General features: G+C 67.5%; 23 protein-coding genes. 4 read left to right on the top strand and 19 right to left on the bottom strand.

The features are described from left to right. Nucleotides 1–3 precede the first annotated feature (3 nt). The 16 genes from ACFW0B_RS00115 to ACFW0B_RS00040 are packed head-to-tail and all read right to left on the bottom strand — an operon-like array spanning nt 4 to nt 18,540. Complete coding sequence (locus tag ACFW0B_RS00115) at nt 4–2,349, bottom strand: phage tail protein (RefSeq protein ID WP_449145935.1); 2,346 nt, start codon at nt 2,347–2,349, stop codon at nt 4–6. Beyond that, nucleotides 2,346–4,997, bottom strand: coding sequence for a baseplate J/gp47 family protein (locus ACFW0B_RS00110; RefSeq protein WP_449145934.1), 2,652 nt, complete (start codon nt 4,995–4,997; stop codon nt 2,346–2,348). The genes ACFW0B_RS00115 and ACFW0B_RS00110 overlap by 4 nt, the downstream gene beginning before the upstream one ends. Continuing rightward, nucleotides 4,997–7,558: a baseplate J/gp47 family protein gene (locus ACFW0B_RS00105; RefSeq protein ID WP_449145933.1), complete on the bottom strand. Its 2,562-nt coding sequence runs from the start codon at nt 7,556–7,558 to the stop codon at nt 4,997–4,999. The genes ACFW0B_RS00110 and ACFW0B_RS00105 overlap by 1 nt, the downstream gene beginning before the upstream one ends. A 12-nt stretch (nt 7,559–7,570) precedes the next feature. Beyond that, nucleotides 7,571–7,957 (bottom strand): GPW/gp25 family protein, encoded by a 387-nt coding sequence (locus tag ACFW0B_RS00100; protein ID WP_449145932.1) that lies wholly within the window; start codon nt 7,955–7,957, stop codon nt 7,571–7,573. A 2-nt stretch (nt 7,958–7,959) separates the two neighbouring features. Beyond that, the gene (locus ACFW0B_RS00095; RefSeq protein ID WP_449145931.1) at nt 7,960–8,289 is read right to left on the bottom strand and encodes a hypothetical protein; all 330 of its coding nucleotides are present in this window, start codon (nt 8,287–8,289) and stop codon (nt 7,960–7,962) included. After that, nucleotides 8,286–8,873, bottom strand: a complete 588-nt coding sequence (locus tag ACFW0B_RS00090; protein ID WP_449145930.1) for a phage baseplate assembly protein V — start codon at nt 8,871–8,873, stop codon at nt 8,286–8,288. The genes ACFW0B_RS00095 and ACFW0B_RS00090 overlap by 4 nt, the downstream gene beginning before the upstream one ends. Further along, nucleotides 8,874–10,019, bottom strand: coding sequence for a hypothetical protein (locus tag ACFW0B_RS00085; protein ID WP_449145929.1), 1,146 nt, complete (start codon nt 10,017–10,019; stop codon nt 8,874–8,876). It lies immediately after the preceding gene. A 2-nt stretch (nt 10,020–10,021) separates the two neighbouring features. Next, a complete protein-coding gene (locus tag ACFW0B_RS00080; protein ID WP_449145928.1) occupies nt 10,022–10,294 on the bottom strand; it encodes a hypothetical protein in 273 nt (90 codons plus the stop codon). 23 nt (nt 10,295–10,317) lie between these two features. Continuing rightward, a complete protein-coding gene (locus ACFW0B_RS00075) occupies nt 10,318–10,983 on the bottom strand; it encodes a hypothetical protein (protein ID WP_449145927.1) in 666 nt (221 codons plus the stop codon). After that, on the bottom strand, nt 10,980–11,243 hold the full coding sequence (locus tag ACFW0B_RS00070; protein WP_449145926.1) for a hypothetical protein: 264 nt from the start codon (nt 11,241–11,243) through the stop codon (nt 10,980–10,982). The genes ACFW0B_RS00075 and ACFW0B_RS00070 overlap by 4 nt, the downstream gene beginning before the upstream one ends. A 16-nt stretch (nt 11,244–11,259) precedes the next feature. Continuing rightward, the gene (locus ACFW0B_RS00065; protein ID WP_449145925.1) at nt 11,260–13,371 is read right to left on the bottom strand and encodes an ATP-binding protein; all 2,112 of its coding nucleotides are present in this window, start codon (nt 13,369–13,371) and stop codon (nt 11,260–11,262) included. After that, nucleotides 13,368–14,537: a Pvc16 family protein gene (locus ACFW0B_RS00060; RefSeq protein WP_449145924.1), complete on the bottom strand. Its 1,170-nt coding sequence runs from the start codon at nt 14,535–14,537 to the stop codon at nt 13,368–13,370. The genes ACFW0B_RS00065 and ACFW0B_RS00060 overlap by 4 nt, the downstream gene beginning before the upstream one ends. A gap of 2 nt (nt 14,538–14,539) precedes the next feature. After that, complete coding sequence (locus ACFW0B_RS00055) at nt 14,540–15,376, bottom strand: hypothetical protein (RefSeq protein ID WP_449145923.1); 837 nt, start codon at nt 15,374–15,376, stop codon at nt 14,540–14,542. Continuing rightward, the gene (locus ACFW0B_RS00050) at nt 15,376–16,110 is read right to left on the bottom strand and encodes a hypothetical protein (RefSeq protein WP_449145922.1); all 735 of its coding nucleotides are present in this window, start codon (nt 16,108–16,110) and stop codon (nt 15,376–15,378) included. Before ACFW0B_RS00050 ends, ACFW0B_RS00055 begins: the two co-directional genes overlap by 1 nt. Nucleotides 16,111–16,118: 8 nt before the next feature. Continuing rightward, nucleotides 16,119–16,637, bottom strand: coding sequence for a phage tail protein (locus ACFW0B_RS00045; protein WP_449145921.1), 519 nt, complete (start codon nt 16,635–16,637; stop codon nt 16,119–16,121). 13 nt (nt 16,638–16,650) lie between these two features. After that, a complete protein-coding gene (locus ACFW0B_RS00040) occupies nt 16,651–18,540 on the bottom strand; it encodes a phage tail sheath family protein (protein WP_449145920.1) in 1,890 nt (629 codons plus the stop codon). Between the two features lie 357 nt (nt 18,541–18,897). Here ACFW0B_RS00040 and rfaH point away from each other — a divergent pair, with 357 nt between their 5' ends. The 3 genes from rfaH to ACFW0B_RS00025 all read left to right on the top strand — a co-directional run bounded on the left by rfaH (nt 18,898) and on the right by ACFW0B_RS00025 (nt 22,290). After that, a complete protein-coding gene (gene rfaH / locus ACFW0B_RS00035) occupies nt 18,898–19,560 on the top strand; it encodes a transcription/translation regulatory transformer protein RfaH (RefSeq protein ID WP_449145919.1) in 663 nt (220 codons plus the stop codon). 400 nt (nt 19,561–19,960) lie between these two features. Further along, nucleotides 19,961–20,785 (top strand): polyphosphate kinase 2, encoded by an 825-nt coding sequence (gene ppk2 / locus ACFW0B_RS00030; RefSeq protein ID WP_449145918.1) that lies wholly within the window; start codon nt 19,961–19,963, stop codon nt 20,783–20,785. Nucleotides 20,786–20,817: 32 nt separating this feature from the next. Further along, nucleotides 20,818–22,290, top strand: a complete 1,473-nt coding sequence (locus ACFW0B_RS00025; protein ID WP_449145917.1) for an MltF family protein — start codon at nt 20,818–20,820, stop codon at nt 22,288–22,290. A gap of 1 nt (nt 22,291) precedes the next feature. On the opposite strand, the gene ACFW0B_RS00020 is transcribed toward ACFW0B_RS00025, so the two are convergent. From ACFW0B_RS00020 to ACFW0B_RS00010, 3 genes are all read right to left on the bottom strand, one after another. Beyond that, complete coding sequence (locus tag ACFW0B_RS00020) at nt 22,292–22,609, bottom strand: heavy metal-binding domain-containing protein (RefSeq protein WP_449145916.1); 318 nt, start codon at nt 22,607–22,609, stop codon at nt 22,292–22,294. Nucleotides 22,610–22,894: 285 nt separating this feature from the next. Further along, the gene (locus ACFW0B_RS00015; RefSeq protein ID WP_449145915.1) at nt 22,895–23,320 is read right to left on the bottom strand and encodes an organic hydroperoxide resistance protein; all 426 of its coding nucleotides are present in this window, start codon (nt 23,318–23,320) and stop codon (nt 22,895–22,897) included. Between the two features lie 63 nt (nt 23,321–23,383). After that, on the bottom strand, nt 23,384–23,512 hold the full coding sequence (locus ACFW0B_RS00010) for a hypothetical protein (RefSeq protein WP_449145914.1): 129 nt from the start codon (nt 23,510–23,512) through the stop codon (nt 23,384–23,386). Between the two features lie 362 nt (nt 23,513–23,874). Between ACFW0B_RS00010 and ACFW0B_RS00005 the strand changes: the two genes are divergently transcribed. Continuing rightward, nucleotides 23,875–24,704 (top strand): dihydroxy-acid dehydratase domain-containing protein (locus ACFW0B_RS00005; protein WP_449145913.1); only part of this gene is annotated, 830 nt, incomplete at its 3' end.

The following is a 24,704-nucleotide window of genomic DNA, read 5'->3' as shown; positions in this document are numbered from 1 at the left end:
TCGTCAGGTGACAGGTACAACCAGCGGCCTCACGCCTACCGGCATGAATTCGCCCAGCCGCACGTGCAGGTTGGTCCATTTGTGCGCCTCCAGCAGGAAGCCGAAGGCACCCATCGCATCGTCGTCCGGCCCGAGCTCGCGCACGCGCCGGTCGGTTTCCCGCTGGAGCTGCGCATAGCCCGGGTCGTTGAAGCGTTCCGAGGTGAAGTACACCCGCGCATCCGGCGCGTGTACGCAGAAGTGATTGGCCGGCAGGCGGTCGTTGTCTCCGCTGAAGGCGCTCCATTTGATGCAGCCGTGCTGGTTGTCCAGCACTTCGAAGCGCTGGCTGAAGATGCCGCCCAGGCCACCGACGGCGGCTACCCGCACCGGGCCGAAGCAGGTCAGGCCCTGGAAGTCGAGGGCGGCGCCCCAGGCAGTGTCCGGGTCGGTGGCGGCGGCGATGGCGAACTGGCCACTGGCGGCGTCGTCGAAGCCGAGGCCGGCGTCCACCACGCTGTCCTGGATGTCCAGCCGGTAGCGCGAGTCGATGGCGATGGAACCGGTGATCGAGCGCTGGATCAGGATGTCCGGCGTGGGGGTGAAGGCATCGCGGTCGGCGGCATCGAAGCCGTAGCCGTCCACCAGGTGCAACGCCGGTTGCATGGGCGCACGCTGGCCGTTGCGCAGGCTGTGGCCACCGGGCGCGAGGGTGCAACCGACCAGCTCCAGGCGCGCCACGGCGGCGCGGTCGATCAGGGCCTGGCCGGCGGGGAAGGGGGCCGCCGGGTCGGGCGCCAGGTAGAGCCCTTCCAGGCGAACCTGGGGGGTGAAGGGCGTCGCGGCGGCGGCGTCCAGCACGCGCAGGGACAAGGGTTGGGCGAGGAGCAGGATCGGCCGGTGCTCGCCCACCGCGCGCAGGGTCAGCGAGTGCGCCAGGCGCAGCGAGTGGGTGCCGTCGATGGCGGTGCCGGTCAGGATGGCGAGGTCGAGCGGGTGCACCAGGCTGTCGTGGATTTCCACGATCACCGGCCCTGTCGCGCTTTCCAGTCCTTCCAGTGCCTGCTGCAGGCTGGTGCCGCCGGCCACGTCGCCTACGTGGCGGACCTGCGCATCCGCCGCTGGGGCGGGGAAATGCCGCGACAGCGGGTGCGCGCCTACCGGCCCGGTGGCGCCATAGGTGAAACTGGCCTGCAGGCGCGAGACCAGGGCACCGTTGTCCTCGACCATCAGCAAGCCGGCCTGCTCCGCGCTTTCCAGCCCGATCAGGACCCGGCCGATATTCGCGTCGATGACGACTTCGCCGATGGCGACGGGGCGCCGCAGGCCTTCTTCCCAGGCGCAGAGGTTGTCCCCGCGGAACTGCCAGTGCCATTCGGCCTGGGGCGCCGGCGGTACCAGCAAGGGTGCCAGGTCCTGGGGCAGGAACAGGTTCAGGCCCACGTCGCTCAGGTCGAAACCACTGGGGGGCGTGGTGCCCGGATCGTAGAAGTCCACCCGCACATAGGCGTCGGCCCGTTGGGCCAGGCGCGCATCGAGCATCGGGCCGGGGACGGCATCGGCTTCGGTCAGCGGCGCCACCACGCCGCCTGAGGTGGCCGCACGGAGGAAGCCGGGGCGGCTGGTGTTGAACAGGCGCACGGGAATGTCCAGCGGGTGCAGGTCGAAGCGCAGGACGAAGCGTGCCTGCCCGGCCGAGGGTGCGCCCAGGTCGATGAGTCCCTTGGCCAGGGGGATAACGCGGGGCAGGCGGTAGGCTGCCAGGCGCCAGAGGAAGATCGCCAGGTTGGGCAGGTTGATGTGGCGCTGGTCGTCCACGGCGGGCTTCGTGTCGGCGCTGTAGGCGAAGGGGTCGAAGGGGCTGCCGAGCAGCGCCAGGGTGGCGGGGGAGCGGACCGGTGCGGTACCGCCACGGGGCACGTCGAAGCGGGTCAGCGCCGGATTGCCCAGGGGCGGCAGGCCACCGGCGTCGGGACGCAGGTGGTTGAGGTGCTGGGTCCAGCCGAGGTTCTCCCGCAGCTCGACGCCCCGGCAGGCCCAGCCGGTGAGATTGACGGCAAGCCGCTCGATGGCCCCCAGGGTTCCCTTGCGCCGGCGCAGGGCGATGGTGTCGGCCACGTCGGCACGCAGGGTGCGCGGATCGCCCTTGAGGTGGGTGGTTCCCAGCAGGTCGGCGAGGTAGGGGATGACCCAGTCGTCGCAGGTGTCGATGAACAGGTCTTCATAGAGCTGGGCGATGTTCTGGTGCAGCGCTTCGAAGGGGCCCTCGATCGCGCCCAGGTAGGCACGCAACTGGTTGGCCGGCGTGACCTCGGCATCGCGGGTGCGGTAGATCTCGGGCAGGCGTTCGAACAAGGGGACTCGGCTCATGGGCATTCCCCCGCAGCAGGTTCGGCAATCGCGGTCAGGCTCAGGTGCGCGGCTGCCAGTTGCAGCAGTTCATGGGGACTGCTGGGAAGGACCTGGGCCAGCGGCCGTGGCGCGGCGGGCAGGGCGGCACTGCCGTCCTTGCCGGGCGCGAACAGGCCGAATGCGCTGACCCGGCACCAGAGCACGCCCGGAACATTCTGCGCCCGGCCTTCGATGCGACTGGCGTACTCGGGTTCGCCCAGGCGTCGCGCCTGGAGGCCGAACAGTCCGCTGCGTTCGTCGGCGACCACGCCGGCAAGACCCAGGGTGGCGCGCAGCGCGCTTTCCACATCCTCCTGGCGGTGGCGCGGGTCACGGGCATAGCTGAGGTCGACGAAGACATGGCGCAGGCGGGCCTGTTGCACCACCAGCGGGAAACGGTCCGGCCCCCGGCAGCGCTGGGCGTGGGCCAGGGCGGCCTGCACGGCGCTGAACTCGGCCTCGCGTCCGGCGGCCAGCAGCACCCGCAGGATCACCGCCGGAACACCCTCGTGCAGGTCCCAGGCTGCGGCGGCGCGGACCACGCCGGGCAGTGACAGGGTTTCGCTCTCGTAGTCGCGGATGCTGACCAGCCGCCCCAGGCTCTGCACCTTGCCGGGTGCCGCCTCGCGTGCCTTGTCGCCCGGCTCGGGGTCGGCGCCGCCGGAGACGATGCCGGCCAGGGAGACCTTGTCGAACCCCGCCGGCCGCTCGCTCGATGTCGGCGTGGCACCCGGCTTGATCGGGCCGCGTGCGCCGACACCGCTGCGATAGCGGGCGACCACGTTCTTCAGGCCGGACGGCAGCCGGGCACCGGTCTGGCCGTCGCCGAACTGCACGAAGCTGCGACCCTCGGCATCTTCGCGGACGATGTAGATCGCCTCCTCAGCCCCGTGGCCATAGAAGCTGTCGACCCGGCTCCACAGGCGGCCCTCGACCCAGATTTCCAGTTCCGGGGTGTGCGGCGGTACGGCCCCGGCGCGGAGCAAGTAGGTGAGCGGCGCCTTGGGCAAGGGGAAGGTCTGCCACGGCTGGCGATGGTCGCCGTTGCCCAGCACCGCCTCGTGTTCGGCCTTGCCCTGGGAGGCGTCCGCCAGGTTGCCGTAGACCGTCACCGTCGGTTCAGCCTCGTCGAAGTCGGCGCGGGTGAAGGGTGCGGGCGGGCGGTCGAAGTTCAGCAGCCAAGGGCGGGCCACATCGGGTGTCGGCGTGGGGAAGCTGTTGGCGCTGCTGGTGCAGGTCAGTTCGACGCTACGTCCATCGGCATGGCTGAGATACAGCCGGCGACCCGCCAGCGCCCGCGCCTGGGTGGCGGTGCCGTGGAAGAACAGGGCAGCGCTGCCATTGGCAAAGGCGCCGGAGGCGGGGTTGGACACCGGCTTGAGGCCGAGTGCCGGGCTGGTGACTTCACGGACCAGCACGTCGCGCACATCGCTCCAGGGCGAACCGCTCATGGCGTGGCGAATCAGCGGCTGTTCGAGGGTCAGCAGGCTGCTGGCGCCATTGAGGTTGCCGAAGCCGAGGGTGGCCGAGCGTACCGCCATGACCTTGCGTACCACCGTCAGGGCAACGGGCTGGGTGACGCCGCTTTTCGCCACGCGCGCCTGTACCACGACGCGCATGCCGGGACGCAGGTCGCTGACTTCCGAGTCCAGCGGCAAGAGGTCGGCCGGCAGCGCAATGGAAGCGCTGGTATTGGTGCAGTCGTGGGGATAGAGGTGGCGCTGGAAAGCGGTTGCGGATTCGAGCGCGCCGATGATTTCGCTGCCGCTTTTGCGGCTGGTGATGGTCTTGGCCGGCGCGTTGTGGCCGAAGTGGCGGAAGCTTCGGCCAACCCGGAAAGCCGCCACTGGCTGGCTCCAGCTGTGCTGTAGCGGCGTATCGGTTTCCACGATCACCCGACCGAGCAGGCGGGTGACGGTCTTCACCTTGACCTGTTGCGGCGCCTGCTGGGCCGTGAGGGTGCTGCCGCTGGAGGTCCAGCCGGGCTCCGGCGGCGTCAGCAGCAACTGGTCGCCGGGCTTGAGTTCGAAGGCGGCGAGGCTGGCGCTGTCGCTGGCGTTGCCAACGCTGTGCAGCTCGAAGCGGGTGGCCCCGGCGGCGAGGGTGGCGGCATAGGCCCGTGGGCGGTACAGATTGAAGCGGCCGAGGTGTGGCCAGGCGAGCAGTTCGGCGTCGGTCTGGAAGTCCGCGGCCGCGGGCAGCCCCTGCAGCTCAGCCTTGACCGGGAAGCCTGCGCGCAGGGTCAGGGGGCCGCCGCGTACTTCGAAGGCCAGCGTCGCGCGCCCGCCGATGCCGGGAGCGAGGCGATAGCCGGTGAGCCTTACCAGTTCGGCGATGCTTTCACGCCAGGCGGCGGTGCGCAGGTAGGCTTCGTTGGCGTAGTGCTCCTGGTAGAAACTGAGGATGTCGCCGATGATCGCCGCCCCTTCCAGCAGGGCGATGCCGGGGTCGTCCGCTCCACGGTGGGTCCAGGCGGCCAGTTCCGGTGCGGCGTCCAGGGCGCGGATCATGGCTTCCCGGAAGTCGGCGTAGCGTCCGATGCGATAGGCGATGCGCGGCAGAGCCGGGCGGTTGTCGATGCGCCGGGGAAACACGAAGGGATCGTGGATCAGCGGATTGCAGGGCATCAGCGTCTCCCTCCCTGGATCTCGAAGCGGATCAGTCCGCGTTCGAGGTGGTCCGGGTCATTGGCCAGCAGCAGGGTCTCGTCGAAGCCGATTTCCAGCACGGCGGCACCGGGCAGGCCGGGCAGCGGCGCGGAGAAGCGCTTCATGTCGAGGCTTACCAGATGACGGATGCCGGCGATGCGTTGCAGGCGGCCCTCGATCATGCTGCGCTGCAGCGACTGGCCGAAGGTCCACTGGTCCGGGTGGAAGAAGCCCCGGCGGCCATCGGCGGTCCAGCCATCGGAGAACTCCTGCTCCAGCACGAAGCGCAGGTCTTCCCGCCAGTAGGCGTCGTCGGCGCAGACCACCACGTGGATTTCCAGCGGCACATAGCGCGGCGGCCGCAGTTCGATGTCTTCACCGATCAGCCGAACCGCTTCCAGATGATCCGCCACACGCGGCCGCAGTTCGTTCCACAGGGCCTCCGAGCGCTCGTCGCCCAGGGCGGTGAAGCCGGCCGGGTCGAGGGCGATGCGCACGGTGCGCCAGCTGCCGGTCCAGGCGTAGCGGGCGACCGCGCGGGACACGCCGGGAACCTCCTCGGCCCGCCTGACGTAATCGGCTAGCGTCACTGCCCGCAACTGGCGGGCGCGGAAGGCCTCGGGGGCATTGCGGCGGATGCGTTCGAGCGGTTCCGGATCACGCCCGTCGCTGACGTCGAAAGGGTTGCTGACGGCCAGCACCGCGCCATTCAGGGCGCCGGTCAGTGGCTGCAGGTTGATCAACTGGTCCGCGCCGATGTTGCCGGCATGGCCACCGCCCACCTGGTACTCGGCGTGCAGCACCGCGCCGGCCGGCAGCAGGCGGCCATTGGTGCCGTTGCCCAGGCGCAGCAGGCTGCGGCGGCGTTCGTCGGTCTCGACCATGAAGTGGTCGCCGTTCTCCGCCGAGTCGTCGCTGTGCACCAGGCTTTCCACTTCGTCCCAGTCTTCCCGTGCGCCGCCGGGGCTTTCCACCTGCAGCCAGAGCGTGGAGCGAGCCGGTTCCTCACCCGTGGGAGCACCGCCCTGGCGCGGGGGCAGGTAGGCCAGCGGGCCGTCGTCCGGCAGCAGGGCCAGCACCCAGTCGCGACCGTTGCCGTAGCGATCCAGGCGCTGGTAATGGCGATGGCGCAGGCCGGGAACGTCGCTGGGCAGCAGGCTGCCAGGTTCGAAGAACTGCACCTGCAGGGGACGTCCTTCATGCACCGGCAGCAGGTTGCCGTGGAACAGCGAGATGTCTTCCACTGCGGTAGGCGGCGGGCCGGGGCAGAAGCTGGTGAAGGCGAAGTCGAAGCGCAGGGCGTCTTCCTCGCGCCAGCTGACTCGCAGCATCCAGGTGCCGGTGAGTGGATCGAAGCGGCTTTCGGCGGCACCGCCCTCAAGGTCGTCCCCTGGCAGCAGGCGCAACAATTGCCGCTTCAGGGGATTGCGCCCGGCGGGCTGGCCGGTGAGCGGATTGAGTCGTTCCTCGATCAACAGTTCGCGCCAGCGGCCCTGGCGCACCAGGTCACGCAGGGCATCGGCCTCGGCCTGGGAGGCCAGCGGCGGCTCGGGCACCAGGTCGGCGGCGGTGCTGCCAGCGGCAAGGGCGGGCTGGGCATTGCCCCAGGTGTACAGGCGCAAGCGATTCAGACGCGGGTCCAGGTACTGGCGGCGCGAGGGTTCCAGGCGGCGCTGGCGGCTGGCGAAGAACACCGCGTCGGCCGTGGGCGGGGTAGCGCCGGTCCAGGCCACCAGTTCCTGGTCGTCCAGGCTGAAGGGGGCCTGGCCGGCGACCACTTCCAGCGCGAGCCAGGTGCTGGCCTGGTTGCCTTCGTGCAGGTGGTAGTCCATCAGTCGCGCGTGGCGGGCCAGGCTCACGCGCTTGCGGCTGGTGGCCAGGTAGGCCTCGGCCATGACGCGGTCCTGGAAGTCGCTCAGCTCGTCGGCGGCGGCAGCGAACAGGCCGATCAGCACCTGATCCAGGTCGGCCTCGCTGGTGCTGGCCCAACCCGGCACGCGCCCGGCCATGGCGACCATCAGGGTATGGCGGAAGGAATCGTAGTCCTTGGCCAGGTAGTCGATCGCCGGGTTGGGCGCCGGTGGCCGCCCGCCCTGGGGCGGGGCGCAGTCGTTGGTGAAACAGCCGGGGCGGAAACGGAAACCGATGGCGCTGAAGAAGGGATCGATCAGGGCGGCGTCCCAGACCAGCTCCAGGCGGTAGGTGGAGTAGTCGCCGACGGGCTCGATACGCAGGGACAGGCGCGTGGCGTCAAGCGAAGCTACCGCGCTGACCTGAACCTGGCCGCTGGCGTTGCCGGCCACTATCCGGCTGCCGCCACGGATGCGGAAGACCTGCCGGGCGCGCAGCGGATCGGCACCGATGTCGGCGAGGATCGCGGCCAGGTGCAGGTCGTTGAAGAAGTGCAGCTCCAGGTCCGCGTGGCCGGGGTTGGGGCCGGCCGGCAGGCTCACCAGGGCCAGCTTCAGGCCGTTCAGGCCGTGGCTCTGCAACTGCTCGGCGCGTTCGTCGACCAGGTCGGGGAACTTGATGGCGGCCATGCTGGGATTCCCCTAGCGCGAGCTGCGCTGGAACTTGATGACGCGCGAGTCCGGGCTGCCCGCGGGCCGGTACTTGAGGGTCACTTCCAGGGTGGCGTTGGCGTCGTCCCAGGCCACATCGATGAACTCCACCGTCAGCCGGTGCCCCAGCCAGCGGGTCAGGCCATTGGTGATGCGCGCCTTGACCACGCCGCGCAAGACCTCCGAGGCCGGCTCGAAGACCAGCTTGCGCACGCCGCCGCCGAAGTCCGGCAGGAACAGGCGTTCGCCGGGGCTGGTCAGCAGCAGTTGCAGCAGCTCGTCGCGCACATGGGCGTCATCGTCTGCCGGCGCGGCGCTGCGACCGTCGCCGCCGATGCGGAAGGGAAATGCGAGGTGCCGTCCATTGGAGAGTGCCATGCTCATATCCCTTTGGCTTTCTGCTGGGTCTGTACCACCAGGGCGATGCCCTGGACGACTTGTGCGGCGTTGAGGCACTGGCCGACGCTGTTCTGCAGCAGCACCGGCACATTGCGCAGCGAGGTCCGGGTCGCCGCGCTTATCCAGCGGACCAGGACGCAGGGCGAGGGCACGCCGCCGGGGGCGAAGGCGCAGCCGATGATCGGGTGCTGGTCGGTGATCAGCAGCATGGGCGCGCCGTCCACCAGCGCCTCGCTATGGCTGGTGATCAGTTGGGCCATGCCGCCGTGCGGGCACATCACGGTACTGGTGGTGGTGAGGATCGGGATCATGTGGGCGGTACCCCGAAACTCATGGCGCCATTGACCAGGCTCACCCCGGCCAGGCCGACCTTGATCAGGCCGTTGTTCAGCGAGATGGTCTCGTTGCTCAGGCGAATCTCGCAGGCGCCGCAGGTGATGATGATTTCGCTGGCGGTGAGGGTGATGGTCTTGGCGATCATGTCGTCGCCATGGCTGATGCGGACCTCGTTGGCGTCGTCGTCCAGCACCACCTTGTGGCCCTGTTCCGAGACGATGACCCGCACCCCGGCGCCTTTTGGCTCGGGGCGCTGGGCCCTGGCCCACCAGGCGCCGGACCAGATGGGGGCGTCCAGATTGCCCGCCTCGAACTCGATCCAGACCCCGGAGCCCACCCTGGGCAGCAGCACCATGCCGTGGCCATCGCCGGCGAAGGGCGCGGCCGGCATCGCCCAGCCGCAGGGATGCTCACCGAGCACGGCGGGCACCGTGGCGCGGATGCGGCACTGGTCGTTGGGGTCCCCGATGTCGGTGACGATGCCCCGGTACTTGCCGTAGAAGCGCCTGCCGGCGTGCTCGACCAGTGCCTCGACCGTGTTTTCCAGGAGTTGGTCCATTCAGAAGATCCCCACGCTTGCCGAAACGGAAAGTTGCAGGCCGCCGCCCAGGGCTTCAGCCACCGCGGCGCCGGAGACTTCGGACACCGAGTCGGCCTTGGCTTCGATTTCCTGGGTGTAGAGCGACGCTGTGATGCGGTGGACCACCCTGGTGAGCAGGTAGTCGCCGCTGTAGGGGGTGGCGCCGGCATCGAGGCGCACTTTGCGATAGGGGCTCAGCACGGCGGCGTAGCTGCCCGGTATCACCTGGCTGACCAGATGGAAGATGTAGCCGCCGCGCCGAGCGCGTGAGGTCGTGGCGGCAGTCGGGTCTTCGCCCGTGGCCTCGCCCGGCGGCAGCAGGCGCCGGGGCGTGAGGTCCGCCGGCAGCGCCGGCAGTCCGCGCATCAGGCCGAGGTCGGCGGCGCTGGTTTCGAAACGGGTCACCCCCTGGTCGTCGACGCGCAGCACTTGGGCACTGGTGCGTTCACCCCCCTCCGGGTCCTGGGTGACGCTGGCATTGGCCAGGTTGCGACCGTTGCCGATCAGTACCAGCGGTGGCAGGTCAACGGCGTCGGTCGGGTCGGCGAGGAAGCAGCCGACGCTGGCGCCGCGTGACTCGCCCGGCAGGACATAGGCGTGGCGGTCATTGGCCGCGGCCAGTTCACGCAAAAATTGCAGCACGGTGCCGCGTCGGGTAGTGGTTTCGGGTGTGGCGTCGGTACTGTCGATGCGCGTGTCGGCGATTTGGCTGAAGCGGCCGAACAGCTCTTCGGCGAGGTCGCTGGCGCTGCGGTGTTCGAATGGCGGCTCGGTTTCCTCGTCACGGTTGAGGAAGGCGCTGTCGTCGCGCACCACCAGGGTGGCGGTGCTGCGGCCGGGTTGCGAGTCGAGGGCGGCATCGATGCTCACCAGCGGGCCGTCGATCAGCGGTATGAAGCGTCCGTCGCCGATATCCAGTTCGATCCGCACCCGCGAGAACGGCTCGCTGGTGTCGCCCGGCCAGTGCAGCCAGGCGCCATTGGCGTCGAGGCAGAGCACCATGCGCATCCGCGCCTCCCAGATCGCATCCATTTCCTGGGTGACCTCGATGTCTTCGATGCGGCGCAATTGGTCCTCGCTGGCGGCACTCTCGCCGAACCAGACGCGGAAGCGTTGCTCGGCCATGTTCAGCTCCCGGGCACCAGCAGGGTATCGCCGGGGGTTTCCACCAGACTGCGGCCGTCCAGCGCAGTGTTGGCGTCGGCCACATGCCAGAACTGCGTGGCGTCCCCGCTGCTGGCGTAGGCCAGCAGGTCCAGGCGGTCACTTGCCTCGACCATGCGCGGCTCGCCCGTCACGGGTGTCAGGCGGCGCAGCTTGAGGGCGACGACGGTTTCGCCGGTGGAGCTGGTGGTTTCCACCGTGGCGACACGGGCATAGCGGGAATTGGGCAGGAACATGGCGGCCCCCTTGCACAAGGACGCTAGAGCGGGATCAGCTCGACGATCTGTTCGGCGGTATTGGCCAGGTTGGCGATGGCCTGGGCTTCCTTGGCGAGCGTCGAGTATTCGAGCGCGCCCTTGGCCAGCATGTCATCGGAGCAGTCGTCGACGGCGATGACGCTGAGCGTGATGTCCACCTCTGCGCGGGTCGGGTTCAGCAGGGCGTCGTACTCCAGTTCGGTGATGCCCATGGAGTCGATGGTTACCGGCAGGACGCGGGTCAGCCCCCAGATGAACAGGATGCGCGGGTACTTCTCGCGGGGAATCGGCTGGGCCGGCGCGTCGTCACCGCCGCCGAGGGCGTCGCCTATGGCGTCCAGGGCGGCGCCGATCAGGCCGGCCAGTTTGGCGCTGGGCAACACCATCTTTTCCAGCGCGGCGAGCTGCGGACCTATGCCGAACAGCTCGGCCAGCACCTTGCCTTCGTCGAGCATGTTGGCGGCACTGAAGTGGGCCTTGAAGGTGATCTTCTCGAAGGTCTTTTCCCCGGCCTGGGCCGTCTCGCGCTGGGTGGCGACGGTGGGGCGCGGCGGAATCTCCAGGGTGCGGGTGAGGGACTCGGGGTTGAACTGGAAGATCACCACGTTGGGGATCGGGCCGATCAGGTCGGTGCCGTACTCGATCAGTGCACCACGCAGCAGGCTCATGGGCGTTCTCCTGCAAGGCTGCGGGCGATCTGCCGGGCGATGCCGGTCGCCAGTTCGCCGGCTTGCGGTGAGGCGCCGGTGGTGAGGTGTCCGGCATCCAGCTGTGCCTGGGAGTCGGGTTGCAGCCTGCGTCCGGCCAGCTCTTGGGCCAGAGCCGGGCCGAGGGCGCGGACGGCGGCTTCGGCGAGCTCCGGCGCGAGCCCGCGCAAGTCGAGTTCGAGGGACTCTATCCGGAGCTGTCGCGGTGTCGCTCTGCTCATGGCGTTCTCCGATGGCCTAGCGGCGGGTCCTGTGGGTAGCGGCCAGCGCGGCGTAGGGGCCGAACTGGTCTAGGCTGTTGGCGCGGTCCAGCTTGTCGTACTCGCGTTGCAGGGCGCGCACCACGGCGGGCATGTCCAGGCGCCGTGGTGCGCCTTCGGCGGCACTCTGCAGGCAGGCGTTGAACACCACGCCGCGGATGTGCCCGCCGGCCAGGGCGAAGCGCTGGGCGAGGAAGTCGAAGTCCAGGTCGCTGGTGTCGATTCCCTCGGGGATCACGCTGCGCCAGATGCGCAGGCGCTCGTCCACGCCGGGCAGGGGGAACTCCACCACGAAGCGCAGGCGCCGCAGGAAGGCTTCGTCGAGGTCCTTGCGGCGGTTGGTGGCGAGTATCGCCAGGCCCTTGAAGCGTTCCATGCGCTCGAGCAGGTAGCTGATTTCCAGGTTGGCGTAGCGGTCGTGGGCGTCCTTGACCTCGGTGCGCTTGCCGAACAGGGCGTCGGCTTCGTCGAAGAACAGGATCAGGTCCGCGGTGTCGGCGGCGTCGAACAACCGGCGCAGGTTCTTCTCGGTCTCGCCGATGTATTTGTTGACCACCTGGGACAGGTCGATGCGATAGAGCGGCAGGCCCAGTTCGGCGGCGATGGCCTCGGCAGCCATGGTCTTGCCGGTGCCCGGCGGGCCGGCGAAGAGGGCGCTGAGGCCGCCTTCGTTCCAGGCCCGCGCGGTGCCCCAGTGGTAGTGCACACGCGTGAGGTTGTGCATGGCCTGGACGAGCTCATCGATCTGCGCGGCCTGGGCCGGCGGCAGCATCAGTTCGGCGCGGGCAAAGCGCGGTGCGACGGGTTGGGCCAGGGCACCCAGGTCGAGATCGGCGCGCGCGGCGGCGAACAGTTCTCCGGCGCTGGGCGGCCGGCCCAGTCCCGCGAGTTCGCCGGCGACCCGCTCGATGGCCGGGCGCTCGTAGCGGAAGCGCCGGGCCAGCTCGGGCAGCAGCGGTGCGCATCCGGCATCCGGCAAGTGCTGGCGCCAGCAGGCGAGGCGCTGCTGGTAGTCCAGGGGTGGCACCTCCAGCGCTGGCAGGGTTTCGCCCAATCCGCGCAGGGCGCTGCGCTCATTGGCTCCGACGAACACCAGCAGCGGCAGGCCGGGCAGCGGAGGGGCTTCCAGGCCGTCATCGTGGGCCGTCGGGTCGGCCAGCATCCTTGCCGGCAGATAGAGCGCGCAGCCGCGCAACCAGGCGGTGCAGAACGCCTGGGCCAGGTGCTCGCGGGGCAGGGCGGCACTGGGCTGCAGGGTCTGGACGCCGGCCAGCGTGGCACAGGCCGCTGCCGTTTCCGCCAGCGGGGCATGGGCGGCGCCCAGCAGCGGCAGCAGTTGTAGTCCACGGGGTGCAGCGAGGGTGGCGCGGACCCGTGCGGCGGCTGCTTCCAGCGCTGCACTGGCGGGTGCGGCGGACACCGTCAGCAATGCCGACGGCAGTCGGCCGGCGGGGAACAGCAGCTCGCGGGCTACCAGTGCCGGCACCTGCAGGGCGCTGTTCCAGTCGTGGGGCGGAGTGCTGTGGAGCAGCCCATGGCGCAGCAGGGGATGGGCCGGGTCGAAGCAGTTCAGCAGCTCGTCCGGCTCGTCCCACAGGCGTTGCGCCAGGGCGAGGTTGGGGCTGGTGCGCGAGGGGTCGTTGAGGCAGCTGGCGATCACCTGTCCGGCAGCGCTGTCGACGCCTGGCAGCAGCGCCAGTGCCAGCACGAAGCACTCCACCGGGGCCAGCTCCAATTGCCGGGCGACCCAGCCGAAGGAACCGCGCGGCGCGTCGGCCACCTCCAGCGGCGCGGTCGTGGCGATTCGCTCACTGAGGTAGCGGGCGGTGATGTCGTCGGCGAAGAAGGTGCGCTTCTCGCGCTCGTAGCGCAACAGGTCGAGGGCGGCCAGGGCGCTGTCGACCGGAGGCGGCAACGCGCTGTCGCCACCGTCCGCCTGGGCGCGCTCGCGCCACAGCCAGCAGACTTCGCGACGCAGGCGCAGGGTGACCTGGGACAACCAGTAGCGCGCGTGCGGGTCGCGGCCGTGGATGCCGGGCAGGAAGGCCACCGGGTCGGCGAGTGCCTGGGCGCTGAGGGGATTGGTCATGGCACCACCACATACGGGCTGGCTTTCGCCTGCTGGTTGTTCACCCGCAGGATCACCCGGTAGCTGCCGGCCGGAACCGCTGCTGCCGCGTCGGTTATGACCAGGCTCTGCTGGTCGCCGGCCGTGGTGGCGTTCTCGAACCGGTGCACGGTCACACCGTCGCTCTCGCGGTAGAACAGCACCATCAGGTCATCGCTGTCGGTGCCCAGCAGGGTGCCTTGCAGGTGCAGGTCGTCGCCGACCAGCGCGGCGCTGTCCAGGGTCGGCAGCAGGCGGGCGGCCAGCAGATTGCTGGAGCGGGTGCGCGTGGGTGACAGGCGCCGGCGCACCACCAGCGGCATCTCGCCGGCGGACAGCGTGGTGCCGGAGGCAATGGGCGTGCCCGGGCTACCTTCGGCACTCACCACCAGCCGCTGCGGCTGGCGTTCGAGCACGGTGAGCTGGACATTGCCCAGCACGACTTCCAGGTTGCCCGGATTGAGATCGTCGCCGTAGAGGGTGAGGGTGGCGCCGGCTTCGAACCGGGCGGGCTCGACCCGGTCCAGGCGCGAGCCCAGCGACGGGATCACCGCCACTTGCACGCCTTCGCGGCCGATCAGTGTCTCCGGCGTGGTGCTGTAGTCCACACCCACCAGCAGCGACCCGCGCGGCAGGCTGGCCGGCACTATCATCACCGGCCGCACCTGGAAGGCCACCGAGAGCCGATAGCGTTCCTCGGCGCCTTGCATGGTCTTGGCGAGGAGGTCGGCACCGGACTCGTCGAAGCTCAGCTTGAGCGGCTCCGGGTTGTGCTCCAGGGCCTGGCGTACATCCAGCGCCACCAGCGAATCGAGGGGGAGGAAACTGAGTTCGTGCAGGGCCGCCAGGCCTTGCCCGAGGAGATCGTGAGCGGCGGCGGTGTCGCTGCTTTCCGTGATGTCGAACGCGGTGAGCAGGAACTTCAGCACCAGCCAGAGGGGCGGCGGCTCGCCATCGCGCAGGGACAGGTTGCGTAGTTGCGGGTCGAAGGCGGTTTCGTAGAGGAAGAGGTTGAGCTTCTCGTTGGAGTCGTTCTGTGCGGCGTCCTCGGGTTTGCCGATGGACACGTCGAAGCCGCGCCGGATCAGGTGATCCTGCAGCAGGCGGGTCACCGCGCCGATGGCCTTGCCGGAGTCTGCCAGGGCCATGTTCAGAACCGCCGCAGGGCGCGGCGCGAAAGGCCGCTACGGGTGGAAGGGGCCGGGGCTGCCGGCTGCTGGTCGCGGGCAGGCGGTGCGAGGGGACGGGCCACGGTCTGCGGAGCCGGGGCTTCGACCCGCAGGTGAATGGCGCCGATGGAAATTTCCAGGGGGGCTTCCGGCTCCCGGCCAGCGGCTTCGGGCTCGACCCTGGGAGTCGCCGGCTGGGTTAGCGCGGCCGGCAGGCTCAAGCTGTCATGCCGTGGAGCGGTTTTCCACGCCTGGACTTCGGGCAGGCGCATGGGATCGGGCTGGTGGGGCGATTCAGCGCGCTGCACATCCAGGACGGAGCGACCGGTTGCGGCTGTTTCAGGAAGGCCGGTTTGCGCCCGCTCGCGTGGCGCCACCGCCTGCGGATCGGCCGCCACCCAGCGCATGGCTGCCCGCATCAGGTCGTTGGCGCGGACGGGGGCGTCCTTCTGCTCGTGGGGCCCGATTTCACTCTGTGGTGCCGGCGCTGCAGGTTGCGACTGGATCGGTGCGCGCGGCTGAAATTGCGCAGGCGGGTCCCATTGGGGATTGGCGACGGGACGGCCCGGCTCCTGCGGATTATCCACAGGCATTTCCCGTGGCGCCGGGGTCTCTACGGTGGGTTGGTCAACGGTCGCCAGCCTGCCCCGGATGTCCATGTCTCGCGGTATCGGGGGCGCGGGGCGAGGCGGGGGTGTAGGCGTCGCGACAGGAACCGGGGTCTCCACGGCCAGTTCCAGGGGCGCACCCGCGGTGGGCGTGGCCGCCTGGGTGAAGAGGCCGCTGGCGCGCATCAGGGCGGCGAAGTAGTCGCTCATCACGATGCCTCGATCAGGGCCAGGTAGTGGGCACGGCGCGCCGGGGGCAACGCCATGATCTGGGCTTCGCTCCAGCCGTAGCGGGAGGCGAGACAGTGCACGTCGCGCAGCAAGGCCCGCTGGCGTGCGCCAAGGCGAGCCAGGGCGGTGTCGTCGAGGTCGATGGGGACTTCGCTGTCCGCCCCGCAAGCCGGGCAGTCACAGGCCACGCTCAGGGCTACCAGCGGGTCTGCCGCGGCAATCACCTGCGACAACTGCGCTGCGTCTTCGGGGGCTACCCGCCCCTCCAGCAGCAGGCTGTCCAGCATCAGCCGCAGTGCCTCGGCTCGGGTCGCGGGTTGGGCCAGGCGCCAGCGGCGCAGGTCGTCACCGGTGGGACGGCGCAGGGTCGCCTGCCTGTCCGGGCCCAGCTCCACGCGAATCGGCGCCTCGTCGTCAACGCTGTCCAGCAGTGCCGCCAGTTGCAGCTCGAATTCGAACGCTTCGCCGCAGGCCGCGCACTGGGCCGTGAAGGGCAGGCTGTGTACGCCGTCGGTAGCGGCCACCAGCTTCAGCAGTGCCGCACTGCGCTGGCCGACCGGCCGCGCCCACCAGTAGGCCGCGTCGGTGCCGCTGCCGCATTGGCTCAACAATGCGGTGACCAGGCGCGGGCGATCGCGGTCGGCGAAGTCGAGGTCCAGGTCCGCGAGTTCGCCGAACGGCCGCATGACGATGTGGGAGGCAAGCGGATGCATGTCTCAAGTCACCCTGCCAGGACGGGTTCCGTGGGTTCGGCGACCTCGGGGTCACGTTCCCATCCTTCATTTTCCAGCTTGAGGGTCTGGATCGCGATGGCATTGGCATTGGCATCGAGATCAGGCAGCGCCTGGAACTCGGACACCCAGCAGCGGTAGATCTTGTAGGCCAGAACCACCTGCCCGGCTTCGTTGTAGACCTCCAGGATCAGGTCCTTGCGAAAGTCCTTCAGGCTGACCTCCGCGCCCAGCCCGGTGCCGACGTGCCAGACCTTGTTGGCCCAGGCTTCGAACTCCAGGTCATGGGTAACGCCACGTTCGAGGGTGATCGCCTCGTACTTGGTGCGCCCCGGAGACTTGCGCGAAGTGGAGGGGTCGCCGCCTTCGCGGTGCTCGACCACTTCGGTGGTGCGCTTGAGCGCGCCGACCTTGCTCACGCCGGCGACGTAGCGACCGTCCCATTTGATGCGGAATTTGAAGTTCTTGTAGGGATCGAAACGGTGGGTGTTGACGGCGAATTGGGCCATGATCCGACTCCCTTTATTGCAGATCGCCGGCGATCTGCTGGATGGTGAGGACGACGAACTCCGCCGGTTTCAGCGGGGCGAAACCGACCTGGATGTTGACGATGCCGAGGTTGCGGTCGGCCTGGGTGGTGGTTTCCTTGTCACATTTGACGAAGAAGGCTTCCTGGGGCGTCTTGCCCTGGAAGGCGCCCTGGCGGAACAGGCCGTTCATGAAGGCGCCCAGGTTCAGGCGGATCTGCGCCCAGAGCGGCTCGTCGTTGGGTTCGAAGACCACCCATTGGGTGCCGCGATAGAGGCTCTCTTCGAGGAACAGGGCGAGGCGGCGAATGGGGATGTACTTGTATTCGTCGGCCTGGGCATCGGCGCCTTTCATGGTCCGCGCGCCCCAGGACACCCGGCCGTAGGCGGGGAAGTTGCGCAGCACGTTGACCCCGAGCGGGTTGATCTGGCCGTTCTCCAGGTCGTTGACCGGCAGGGCCAGGTCGAGCACGCCGTTGAGCACGGCATCGGTCCCGGCCGGAGCCTTCCACACGCCGCGGGTGGCGTCGGTGCGGGCATAGATCCCGGCCAGGGTGCCGGACGGGGCCATGGCCCGTGGTCGCAGGCCGTCCAGCGGATCGACGATCCGCACGGCGGGGAAGTAGGTGGCCGCGTTGCGTGATTGCGAGGCGGCGTTGGCCCAGGTGCCGATGTTGGCCAGGGTGCGGTTGGAGGGCGCGTCGACGATGTAGAAGGCGCGCCGGGCCTCGCACAGGGCGGTCGCGGCGGGGATCACACCGGCTTCCTGGCCAGCGGTCATGTCGAAGGTTTCCGGGATGGCGAGGATGTTGAACAGGTCCACGTCCAGCAGGGCGTAGATACCGGTCTTCGCCGATTCGTTGCCCACCAGTTCGAGGGCGCCGCCACGGGCACCATCCGCGCCCGCAGTGGCGGGGGCGAGGTTGGTGACTTCCACCGGGCGATGCTCGGCGGCCCCGGTGATTTCGCGGCCCAGATTGGCCAGACCCAGGTGGATGGTGGCAGTGAGCCCGCCGAAGGCACCGCCGGCGATGGTGACGCTGGAGGATTCGCCCGGGTTCAGGGATTCCAGGGTCAGGTGGTCGCTGCCGGCGGAGCCGTCTGCGCCGGTTTCCGAGGCCAGCAGCTGGGCGGCCAGGCCAGCGGCGGTGATCGCGTCGTTGGTTGCGGTCACCAGGTCACCGATGGTGGCCCAGGGCGCATCTGGCAGGGTGAGCAGGAACGGGGTGGTGCCGTCCAGGGTGCCGCCGATGCTGGTGTTGCCCGGGTCGAGCGGGAAGCTGGTGAGCTCGGCGCTGATCGCGCGACCCGCCTCGGCGAAAGTCAGGCCGCCGCTGCGCGCCACCCGGATCAGGGCGGAGGCGTTGTTGATCACCGAGACGGCGTACTGCGCCGAGTTGGAGTCGAGGCTGAGGTTGCGGTGGGTTTCCACCGGGACCAGGGTGGTGCCGTCGGCCTGCAACTGCGAGACCACCAGGTTGAAGTCGCTGTCCGGGTTGCGCACGCCACTGTGCACCACGCTCAGGCGCAGGCCGTTACCCCAGCCACCGGGGCTGGCGGCGCTGACTTCGAGGACCGGGTCGCCCGCGCCGTTCTCCAACACCCAGGCGCTGGTGGCGTGGCCGACGGCCACCCGCACGATCAGGGCCTGGGTGCCGCCGTTGAGGAAGAACTGGCGCACGCCGTAGGACAGCGGGCTATCGCGGTCGAGACCGCCGTAGCTGCGCTCGAAGTCGGCGAAGCTGGTGATGGCCACGGCCTTGTCGGGCACGCCCTTGCGCGTGTAGCCAACGAACGCGGCGATGGAGGTCGCGACACCGGTGATGGTGCGTACCCCGCTGGCCTTTTCGACGATGTAGACACCGGGATAGCTGACTTGGACCATGACGCCGACTCCTTTGCGCTGTGCAGGGGACCCAGCCAGGGACGCGCCGGAAAGCGTCCCTGGTGGACTCTTGGGTGACTCGGTTCGACTTCGGGACGGGACTGGCGCTTGCGCCAGCAGGGTTGTCAGGGCGGCAGGGCACGTAGGAGGAGAGGGGATGCTCGGGGCCGCTTCCTGTTCGACCGTGCGCGAATATCCGGAGACAAAGCTACCGCCACTCGCCCTCGACAAGTTGGGCGAAAGTTCTTTGCTGGAACTTGTGTACTAACTCGGGATCACAATTCCATGTGCATTCATTGATGGCAGAGTGCCTTCAATTAGTGCGTCCGGAGACAGGAAGTCAGGATAGTTCGCAAAATGGCACGCACAATTTTTCCTCGTGCGTTGTCGATGCTTTCCGACAAGCGGACGGCAGGGCATATTGCGACCATTAGTCGGCAGGTTGTTTTGTCCGGCTGGACGAACTCGACGGAGGAACTAGCTTCAGGAAAAGGTTTATTCATTCCAGGAATTGCCATGAGCAAGGATGCACTTCTCCCGGACATCGCGTGGTATCTCGTTCAATGCAAATCGCGCCAGGAAGCGCGCGCGCGGGAGCACCTGTTGCGACAGGGATTCGAATGCTTCTGCCCGACCCTGAACGTGGAAAGTCTCAGGGGCGGTCGACTGAGGCGGGGGATCCAGCCGATGTTTCCCGGTTACCTGTTCGTCCACCTCGGCGCCCAGGACAACTGGACCGCATTGCGCTCAACGCGAGGTGTGGTAAGGGTTGTGAGCTTCTCCAGCGAACCTTCCCGGGTGCCGGAAAGCATCATCGAACACCTCAGGCAACGTTGTGAAAGAGAGGTCGAGTGCGCGGCCCTGCACCCTGGGGATAGCGTTCAGGTCCGTGTCGGCCCATGTGCGGAGATGGACGCGATTTTCCTGTCCATGGATGGTGAACAACGGGTGATGCTCCTGTTGAATATTCTCAATCGCCAGCAACAAGTCAGTATCCCTGTTTCTCATCTTGTTGCCTGATCATTTCATATGATTCGTCGAACTTGTTTATCTTGCCTTTCAGTGTTGTGAGGTCTGTTAGGTGTTGCACTTGCCTTTATTGAAAGTTCAACTATGGCGCTGTTTCGCGTCCTCGTTGCAGCCCTCATATGTTGCAGATTCTGACCGGACCCTGACCTCTTCGGTGAACATTCGCCGTGGCTGGAAGTTGGGGGCAGGGCATTTGAATATTTGATGGGGAGATTGATTGGCGTCGGTTTCTTCTTGCGACGGGGTTCCGCTTGAGTGCAGCGAAACCCAAGGTTTCATCATTATGAACCTCGTGGGCCCGGACCAGCCTGCGGGGTTGCTGCGCGGCCCTGCAATTCGCCAAGGCTCAGCTAGTTTGTAGTGATCGGAGTCCCGAGCAGAGGAGCGGGTCATGGCGAAAGGCAAGAAAAAGGCTGTCGGCGAAGCAAGCGCGGAGCCGGCGAAACTGGGCCGCAAGGAGTACGAACGTGAGCTCAAGCGCCTGCATGTGGAGCTGGTGAAGCTCCAGCAATGGGTGGTGGACCAGGGGCTCAAGGTCTGCATCGTCTTCGAAGGCCGCGACGGGGCCGGCAAGGGCGGGACCATCAAGGCCATCACCGAACGGGTCAGCCCCCGTGTGTTCCGGGTGGTGGCGCTACCGGCCCCCACCGAGCGGGAAAAGTCCCAGATGTACGGCCAGCGCTATCTGGTGCATATGCCTGCGGCCGGTGAAATCGTGATCTTCGACCGCAGCTGGTACAACCGGGCCGGCGTCGAGCGGGTCATGGGCTTCTGTTCCGAAGAGCAGGCGCACAAGTTCCTCACGGTCACGCCGCTGTTCGAGAAGATGATGGCCGAATCCGGAATCATCCTGATCAAATACTGGCTGGAGGTGAGCGCCGAGGAACAGACCCGCCGCCTCAAGGACCGCATCGACGACGGGCGCAAGATCTGGAAGCTGTCGCCCATGGACCTCAAGTCATATGCACGCTGGGACGACTACACCCGGGCCCGCGACGAAATGTTCGCCGCCACCGATTCGTCCTGGGCGCCCTGGTACATGGCGCGCTCGGAGGACAAGCGGCGGGTGCGGTTGAACATCATCAGCCACCTGCTCAAACAGATCCCCTACAAGGACCTGACCCGCGACCAGAAGGTGGTGCTGCCCAAGCGTGGCAAGCTCGGCAAGTACAAGCCCGCTCCCTATCCGTTCCGGCTCGTCGAGGAAATCTTCTGATCGCGCCGCTCCGGGCGGCGAAGGTTGTTGCCATGAAAACGCTGAATTTGCTCCTGCTGATGTTGGCGTTGTTCCTGCCGGTGCGCGCAGGCTGGGCGGAGGAGCTGCCCAGTGTCGAGCTGAGCGCGGCCGAAGAGGCGGAAGTGGATTCGATGGTGCTGCCCGTCCCCGCTGCCTGGAAGGGCGACTTCGAGGGAATGCGCCAGCGTCGCCTGGTGCGTATCCTGGTTCCCTACAGCAAAACCTTCTTTGCCGTCGACCGGGGGCGCCAGCGCGGCATCAGCTATGAGATCGGCAAGGGCTTCGAGCAGTGGCTGAACAAGCAGTACCGCTTCAACGATAAGTCCCTGCAGTGGCGGGTGTTGTTCATTCCGGTCGGCCGCGACGAACTGATTCCCAGGCTGCAGGAGGGCGTAGGGGATATCACCGCCGGCGGCTTGGCCGTCACCCACAGGCGCCAGGCCCAGGTGGATTTCTCCGTGCCCTTCGCCAGCGGCATTCGCGAGGTGCTGGTCACCGGGCCGAAGAGCACGAAGGTCGCCAGCCTGGAGGACCTCGCCGGCAAGGAAGTGATGGTGCGGCCCTCCAGCAGCTACTACGAGCACCTCATCGAGCTCAACGAGACCTTCCGCGAGAAGGGGCTGCCGCCTCTCATCATCAAACCCGCCGATGAGAACCTGGAGTCCGAAGACCTGCTGGAAATGGTGAACGTCGGGCTGGTGAACGCGACGGTGGTGGACCGTTATATCGCCGAGACATGGAAATCCATGCTCCAGGACCTGGTGATACACGAGGATTTCCCGATTCGTGACGACACCGAGATCGCCTGGGCGGTTCGCAAGAACAGCCCGCAGTTGCTCAAGGTGCTGGCGCAGTTTGCCAAGGGCCACAAACTGGGTACCACCTTCGGCAATACGATCCGCAACAAGTACGTGAAGAACAGCAAGGCGCTGTACGACGCCACCGATGAGGCGGAAATGAAGCGTTTCGCCGAGCTGGTGGGCTTCTTCGAGAAGCACGCCGGCACCTACGACTTCGATTACCTGATGCTGATGGCCCAGGGGTACCAGGAGTCCCAGCTCAACCAGCAGGCGCGCAGCCACCGGGGCGCGGTGGGCGTGATGCAACTGCTGCCCAGCACTGCCGCCGATCCCAGTGTGGGTATCACGGAGATCGACAAGGACGCTGACCGCAACATCGAGGCCGGCAGCAAGTACATGCGCCTGCTGGCCGACAAGTACCTGAACGATCCCGAGCTGACGCCACTCAACCGCACCCTGATGACCTTCGCCGCCTACAACGCAGGTCCGGGCAACCTGCGCAAATTCCGCCGCCTGGCGGAGAAGTCGGGCCTGGACAAGAACGTCTGGTTCGGCAATGTCGAACACGCCGCCGCGCGCCTGGTCGGGCGCGAGACGGTCGATTACGTGGGCAACATCTACAAGTACTACGTGGCCTACAAGCTGGCGCGGGACAAGCAGGCACGAAAGACCGCGGGCGGCTGAATCAGATCACCACGGCGGTGCCGCTGATGCTCACCATCAGCATGCTGCCGTTCTGCCCGACCACCTCGTAGTCGATGTCGATGCCGACCACCGCATTGGCGCCGAGCTTCTCCGCGTGTTCCGACAACTCATCGAAAGCGATCTCGCGGGCCTTGGCCAGTTCCTTTTCATAGGCGCCGGAACGTCCGCCGATGATGTCGCGAATGCCGGCGAACAGGTCGCGGAACACGTTGGCACCGAGAATGGCCTCACCGACCACGATGCCCTTGTATTCGCGGATGGCACGGCCTTCGAGGGTGGGAGTGGTGGAGAGGATCATGCTGCGCTCCTTGGCAATGGGAAGAGAGACCAATTGTAGGGGCGAATCGCCAGGGGCAAGGGAGAAAGCGGTTTCCGGGTGCTTCCCGGGTTGGACCTGCGCAAATCCCTGTGGGGGCGATTTCAATCGCCAGGCTGACCGCAGGTCTGCCCTCGGGTTTTGGAGGGGGCAACTGCGTTGCCCTCAGCGAATGAATTCGCCCCCACAGTCATCCCGGCGCTGCAGGCCGAAATAAAGAACGGCGGATGCCCCTTTCGGGTCATCCGCCGTCGTTGGTTGCGCGACTCAGACCAGGGTCAGGGTCACGTCGATGTTGCCGCGGGTGGCGTTGGAGTACGGGCACACGATGTGGGCCTTGTCGATGATGGCGCGGGCTTCCTCGCGGTCCAGGCCGGGGATGTCGATGCGCAGTTCCACTTCGATGCCGAAGCCGTTGGGGATGGCGCCGATGCCGACGATGCCTTCGATGGAGGTTTCCGCCGGCAGCTTGTGCTTGTCGCGGGCGGCGACGAACTTCAGCGCGCCGAGGAAGCAGGCGGAGTAGCCGGCCGCGAACAGCTGCTCGGGGTTGGTGCCTTCGCCGCCGGCGCCGCCCAGCTCACGCGGGGTGGTCAGGCTGACGTCGAGTACGCCGTCGGAGGAGATGGCGCGGCCGTCACGGCCGCCGGTGGCTTCTGCGTAAGCGCGGTAGAGAACGTTTTCAATGCTCATGATGGTTTCCTTTTCGGTCAGGTTTGCAGTGCGTGGTGTGCGTGGGTGGTCGGGTTGTGCGGATCAGCCGTCGTGGTGGATCAGCCATTCCGGATACAGCGCGCCGCTGCGGCGGCTGTCCGGCTTGCCGGCGTCGGCGAAGCTGGCGGAGGAAAACGCGAGGACGGCGGTGAAGGTGATCAGGGCTTTCATGGCGAGTCTCCGTAGTCGTTGGTTCGTTAATCTTTGGTGCGCCAAGTAAGTTGGTGAAGCAAAAGTTACTGCTGAGTTATTTTGTGCGCAAGTTATTTTTTAGAGCATTTCGCACTAGCCCCATGCTGATCTGGTCATAAGGCTCTGCAATGCGTCATGCGTGGAATAGGTGACGGTGCGGGGCCGGGGTTATGCTGCGTGCCGCCGCCGTGCCGGGTGGTCTATATGAATGGAAGCGGGTTCTTTTTGATTTTGTTGTTGTAATAACAAAATATTTTGCATTGCCTAGTGAATTCATGATCTAAGTGGCAGTATTGTGGTTTATATAAAAACAAATTCACCCGCTACCTGGAGCTGAATCCATGCATCCCCGCGTCCTTGAAGTTACCGAGCGCCTGGTGGAGCGCAGCCGCGCCACCCGTGAGCGCTACCTGGCGATGATCCACAAGGCAGCCAGCGACGGGCCCCAGCGCGGCAAGCTGCAGTGCGCCAACTTCGCCCACGGGGTGGCCGGCTGCGGGGGCGGCGACAAGCAGCGCCTGCGCCTGATGGATGCGGCCAACGTGGCCATCGTCACTGCCTACAACGACATGCTCTCGGCGCACCAGCCCTACGAGCACTACCCGGAACAGATCCGCCAGGCCCTGCGTGACATCGGCTCGGTGGGGCAGGTGGCCGGTGGCGTGCCGGCCATGTGCGACGGCGTCACCCAGGGCGAGCCGGGCATGGAGCTGGGCATCGCCAGCCGCGAAGTGATTGCCATGTCCACCGCCGTGGCGCTGTCCCACAACATGTTCGATGCGGCGCTGTTCCTCGGCATCTGCGACAAGATCGTCCCCGGCCTGATGATGGGCGCCCTGCGCTTCGGCCACCTGCCGGCGCTCTTCGTCCCCGCCGGCCCGATGCCCTCGGGCCTGTCCAACAAGGACAAGGCCGAGGTGCGTCAGCGCTACGCCGAAGGCAAGGCCAGCCGCGACGAGCTGCTGGCCTCGGAAATGGCCGCCTACCACAGCCCCGGCACCTGCACCTTCTACGGCACCGCCAACACCAACCAGATGCTCATGGAGGTGATGGGCCTGCACCTGCCGGGCGCCTCCTTCGTCAACCCCGGTACCCCGCTGCGCGAGGCGCTGACCGTGGAAGCCGCGCGCCAGGTCACGCGGCTGACCCGCCAGGGCGGGCAGTTCCTGCC

This window comes from Metapseudomonas phytobenefica (assembly GCF_043392685.1).
Lineage (GTDB): Bacteria > Pseudomonadota > Gammaproteobacteria > Pseudomonadales > Pseudomonadaceae > Metapseudomonas.
The sequence above is the reverse complement of the archived record's forward strand: the minus strand, read 5'-3'. Positions and strand labels throughout refer to the sequence as shown.

What these genes read in the sequence shown, in the direction of transcription:
- ACFW0B_RS00090 (WP_449145930.1), bottom strand. Translation starts at nt 8,873, where the DNA reads ATGGACCAACTCCTGGAAAACACGGTCGAGGCACTGGTCGAGCACGCC.
- ACFW0B_RS00095 (WP_449145931.1), bottom strand. Translation starts at nt 8,289, where the DNA reads ATGATCCCGATCCTCACCACCACCAGTACCGTGATGTGCCCGCACGGC.
- ACFW0B_RS00070 (WP_449145926.1), bottom strand. Translation starts at nt 11,243, where the DNA reads ATGAGCAGAGCGACACCGCGACAGCTCCGGATAGAGTCCCTCGAACTC.
- ACFW0B_RS00075 (WP_449145927.1), bottom strand. Translation starts at nt 10,983, where the DNA reads ATGAGCCTGCTGCGTGGTGCACTGATCGAGTACGGCACCGACCTGATC.
- ACFW0B_RS00085 (WP_449145929.1), bottom strand. Translation starts at nt 10,019, where the DNA reads ATGGCCGAGCAACGCTTCCGCGTCTGGTTCGGCGAGAGTGCCGCCAGC.
- ACFW0B_RS00110 (WP_449145934.1), bottom strand. Translation starts at nt 4,997, where the DNA reads ATGCCCTGCAATCCGCTGATCCACGATCCCTTCGTGTTTCCCCGGCGC.
- ACFW0B_RS00065 (WP_449145925.1), bottom strand. Translation starts at nt 13,371, where the DNA reads ATGACCAATCCCCTCAGCGCCCAGGCACTCGCCGACCCGGTGGCCTTC.
- ACFW0B_RS00045 (WP_449145921.1), bottom strand. Translation starts at nt 16,637, where the DNA reads ATGGCCCAATTCGCCGTCAACACCCACCGTTTCGATCCCTACAAGAAC.
- ACFW0B_RS00105 (WP_449145933.1), bottom strand. Translation starts at nt 7,558, where the DNA reads ATGGCCGCCATCAAGTTCCCCGACCTGGTCGACGAACGCGCCGAGCAG.
- ACFW0B_RS00055 (WP_449145923.1), bottom strand. Translation starts at nt 15,376, where the DNA reads ATGAGCGACTACTTCGCCGCCCTGATGCGCGCCAGCGGCCTCTTCACC.
- ACFW0B_RS00040 (WP_449145920.1), bottom strand. Translation starts at nt 18,540, where the DNA reads ATGGTCCAAGTCAGCTATCCCGGTGTCTACATCGTCGAAAAGGCCAGC.
- ppk2 (WP_449145918.1), top strand. Translation starts at nt 19,961, where the DNA reads ATGGCGAAAGGCAAGAAAAAGGCTGTCGGCGAAGCAAGCGCGGAGCCG.
- rfaH (WP_449145919.1), top strand. Translation starts at nt 18,898, where the DNA reads ATGGCACGCACAATTTTTCCTCGTGCGTTGTCGATGCTTTCCGACAAG.
- ACFW0B_RS00015 (WP_449145915.1), bottom strand. Translation starts at nt 23,320, where the DNA reads ATGAGCATTGAAAACGTTCTCTACCGCGCTTACGCAGAAGCCACCGGC.
- ACFW0B_RS00060 (WP_449145924.1), bottom strand. Translation starts at nt 14,537, where the DNA reads ATGGCCCTGGCAGACTCCGGCAAGGCCATCGGCGCGGTGACCCGCCTG.
- ACFW0B_RS00115 (WP_449145935.1), bottom strand. Translation starts at nt 2,349, where the DNA reads ATGAGCCGAGTCCCCTTGTTCGAACGCCTGCCCGAGATCTACCGCACC.
- ACFW0B_RS00050 (WP_449145922.1), bottom strand. Translation starts at nt 16,110, where the DNA reads ATGCATCCGCTTGCCTCCCACATCGTCATGCGGCCGTTCGGCGAACTC.
- ACFW0B_RS00080 (WP_449145928.1), bottom strand. Translation starts at nt 10,294, where the DNA reads ATGTTCCTGCCCAATTCCCGCTATGCCCGTGTCGCCACGGTGGAAACC.
- ACFW0B_RS00025 (WP_449145917.1), top strand. Translation starts at nt 20,818, where the DNA reads ATGAAAACGCTGAATTTGCTCCTGCTGATGTTGGCGTTGTTCCTGCCG.
- ACFW0B_RS00010 (WP_449145914.1), bottom strand. Translation starts at nt 23,512, where the DNA reads ATGAAAGCCCTGATCACCTTCACCGCCGTCCTCGCGTTTTCCTCCGCC.
- ACFW0B_RS00100 (WP_449145932.1), bottom strand. Translation starts at nt 7,957, where the DNA reads ATGGCACTCTCCAATGGACGGCACCTCGCATTTCCCTTCCGCATCGGC.
- ACFW0B_RS00020 (WP_449145916.1), bottom strand. Translation starts at nt 22,609, where the DNA reads ATGATCCTCTCCACCACTCCCACCCTCGAAGGCCGTGCCATCCGCGAA.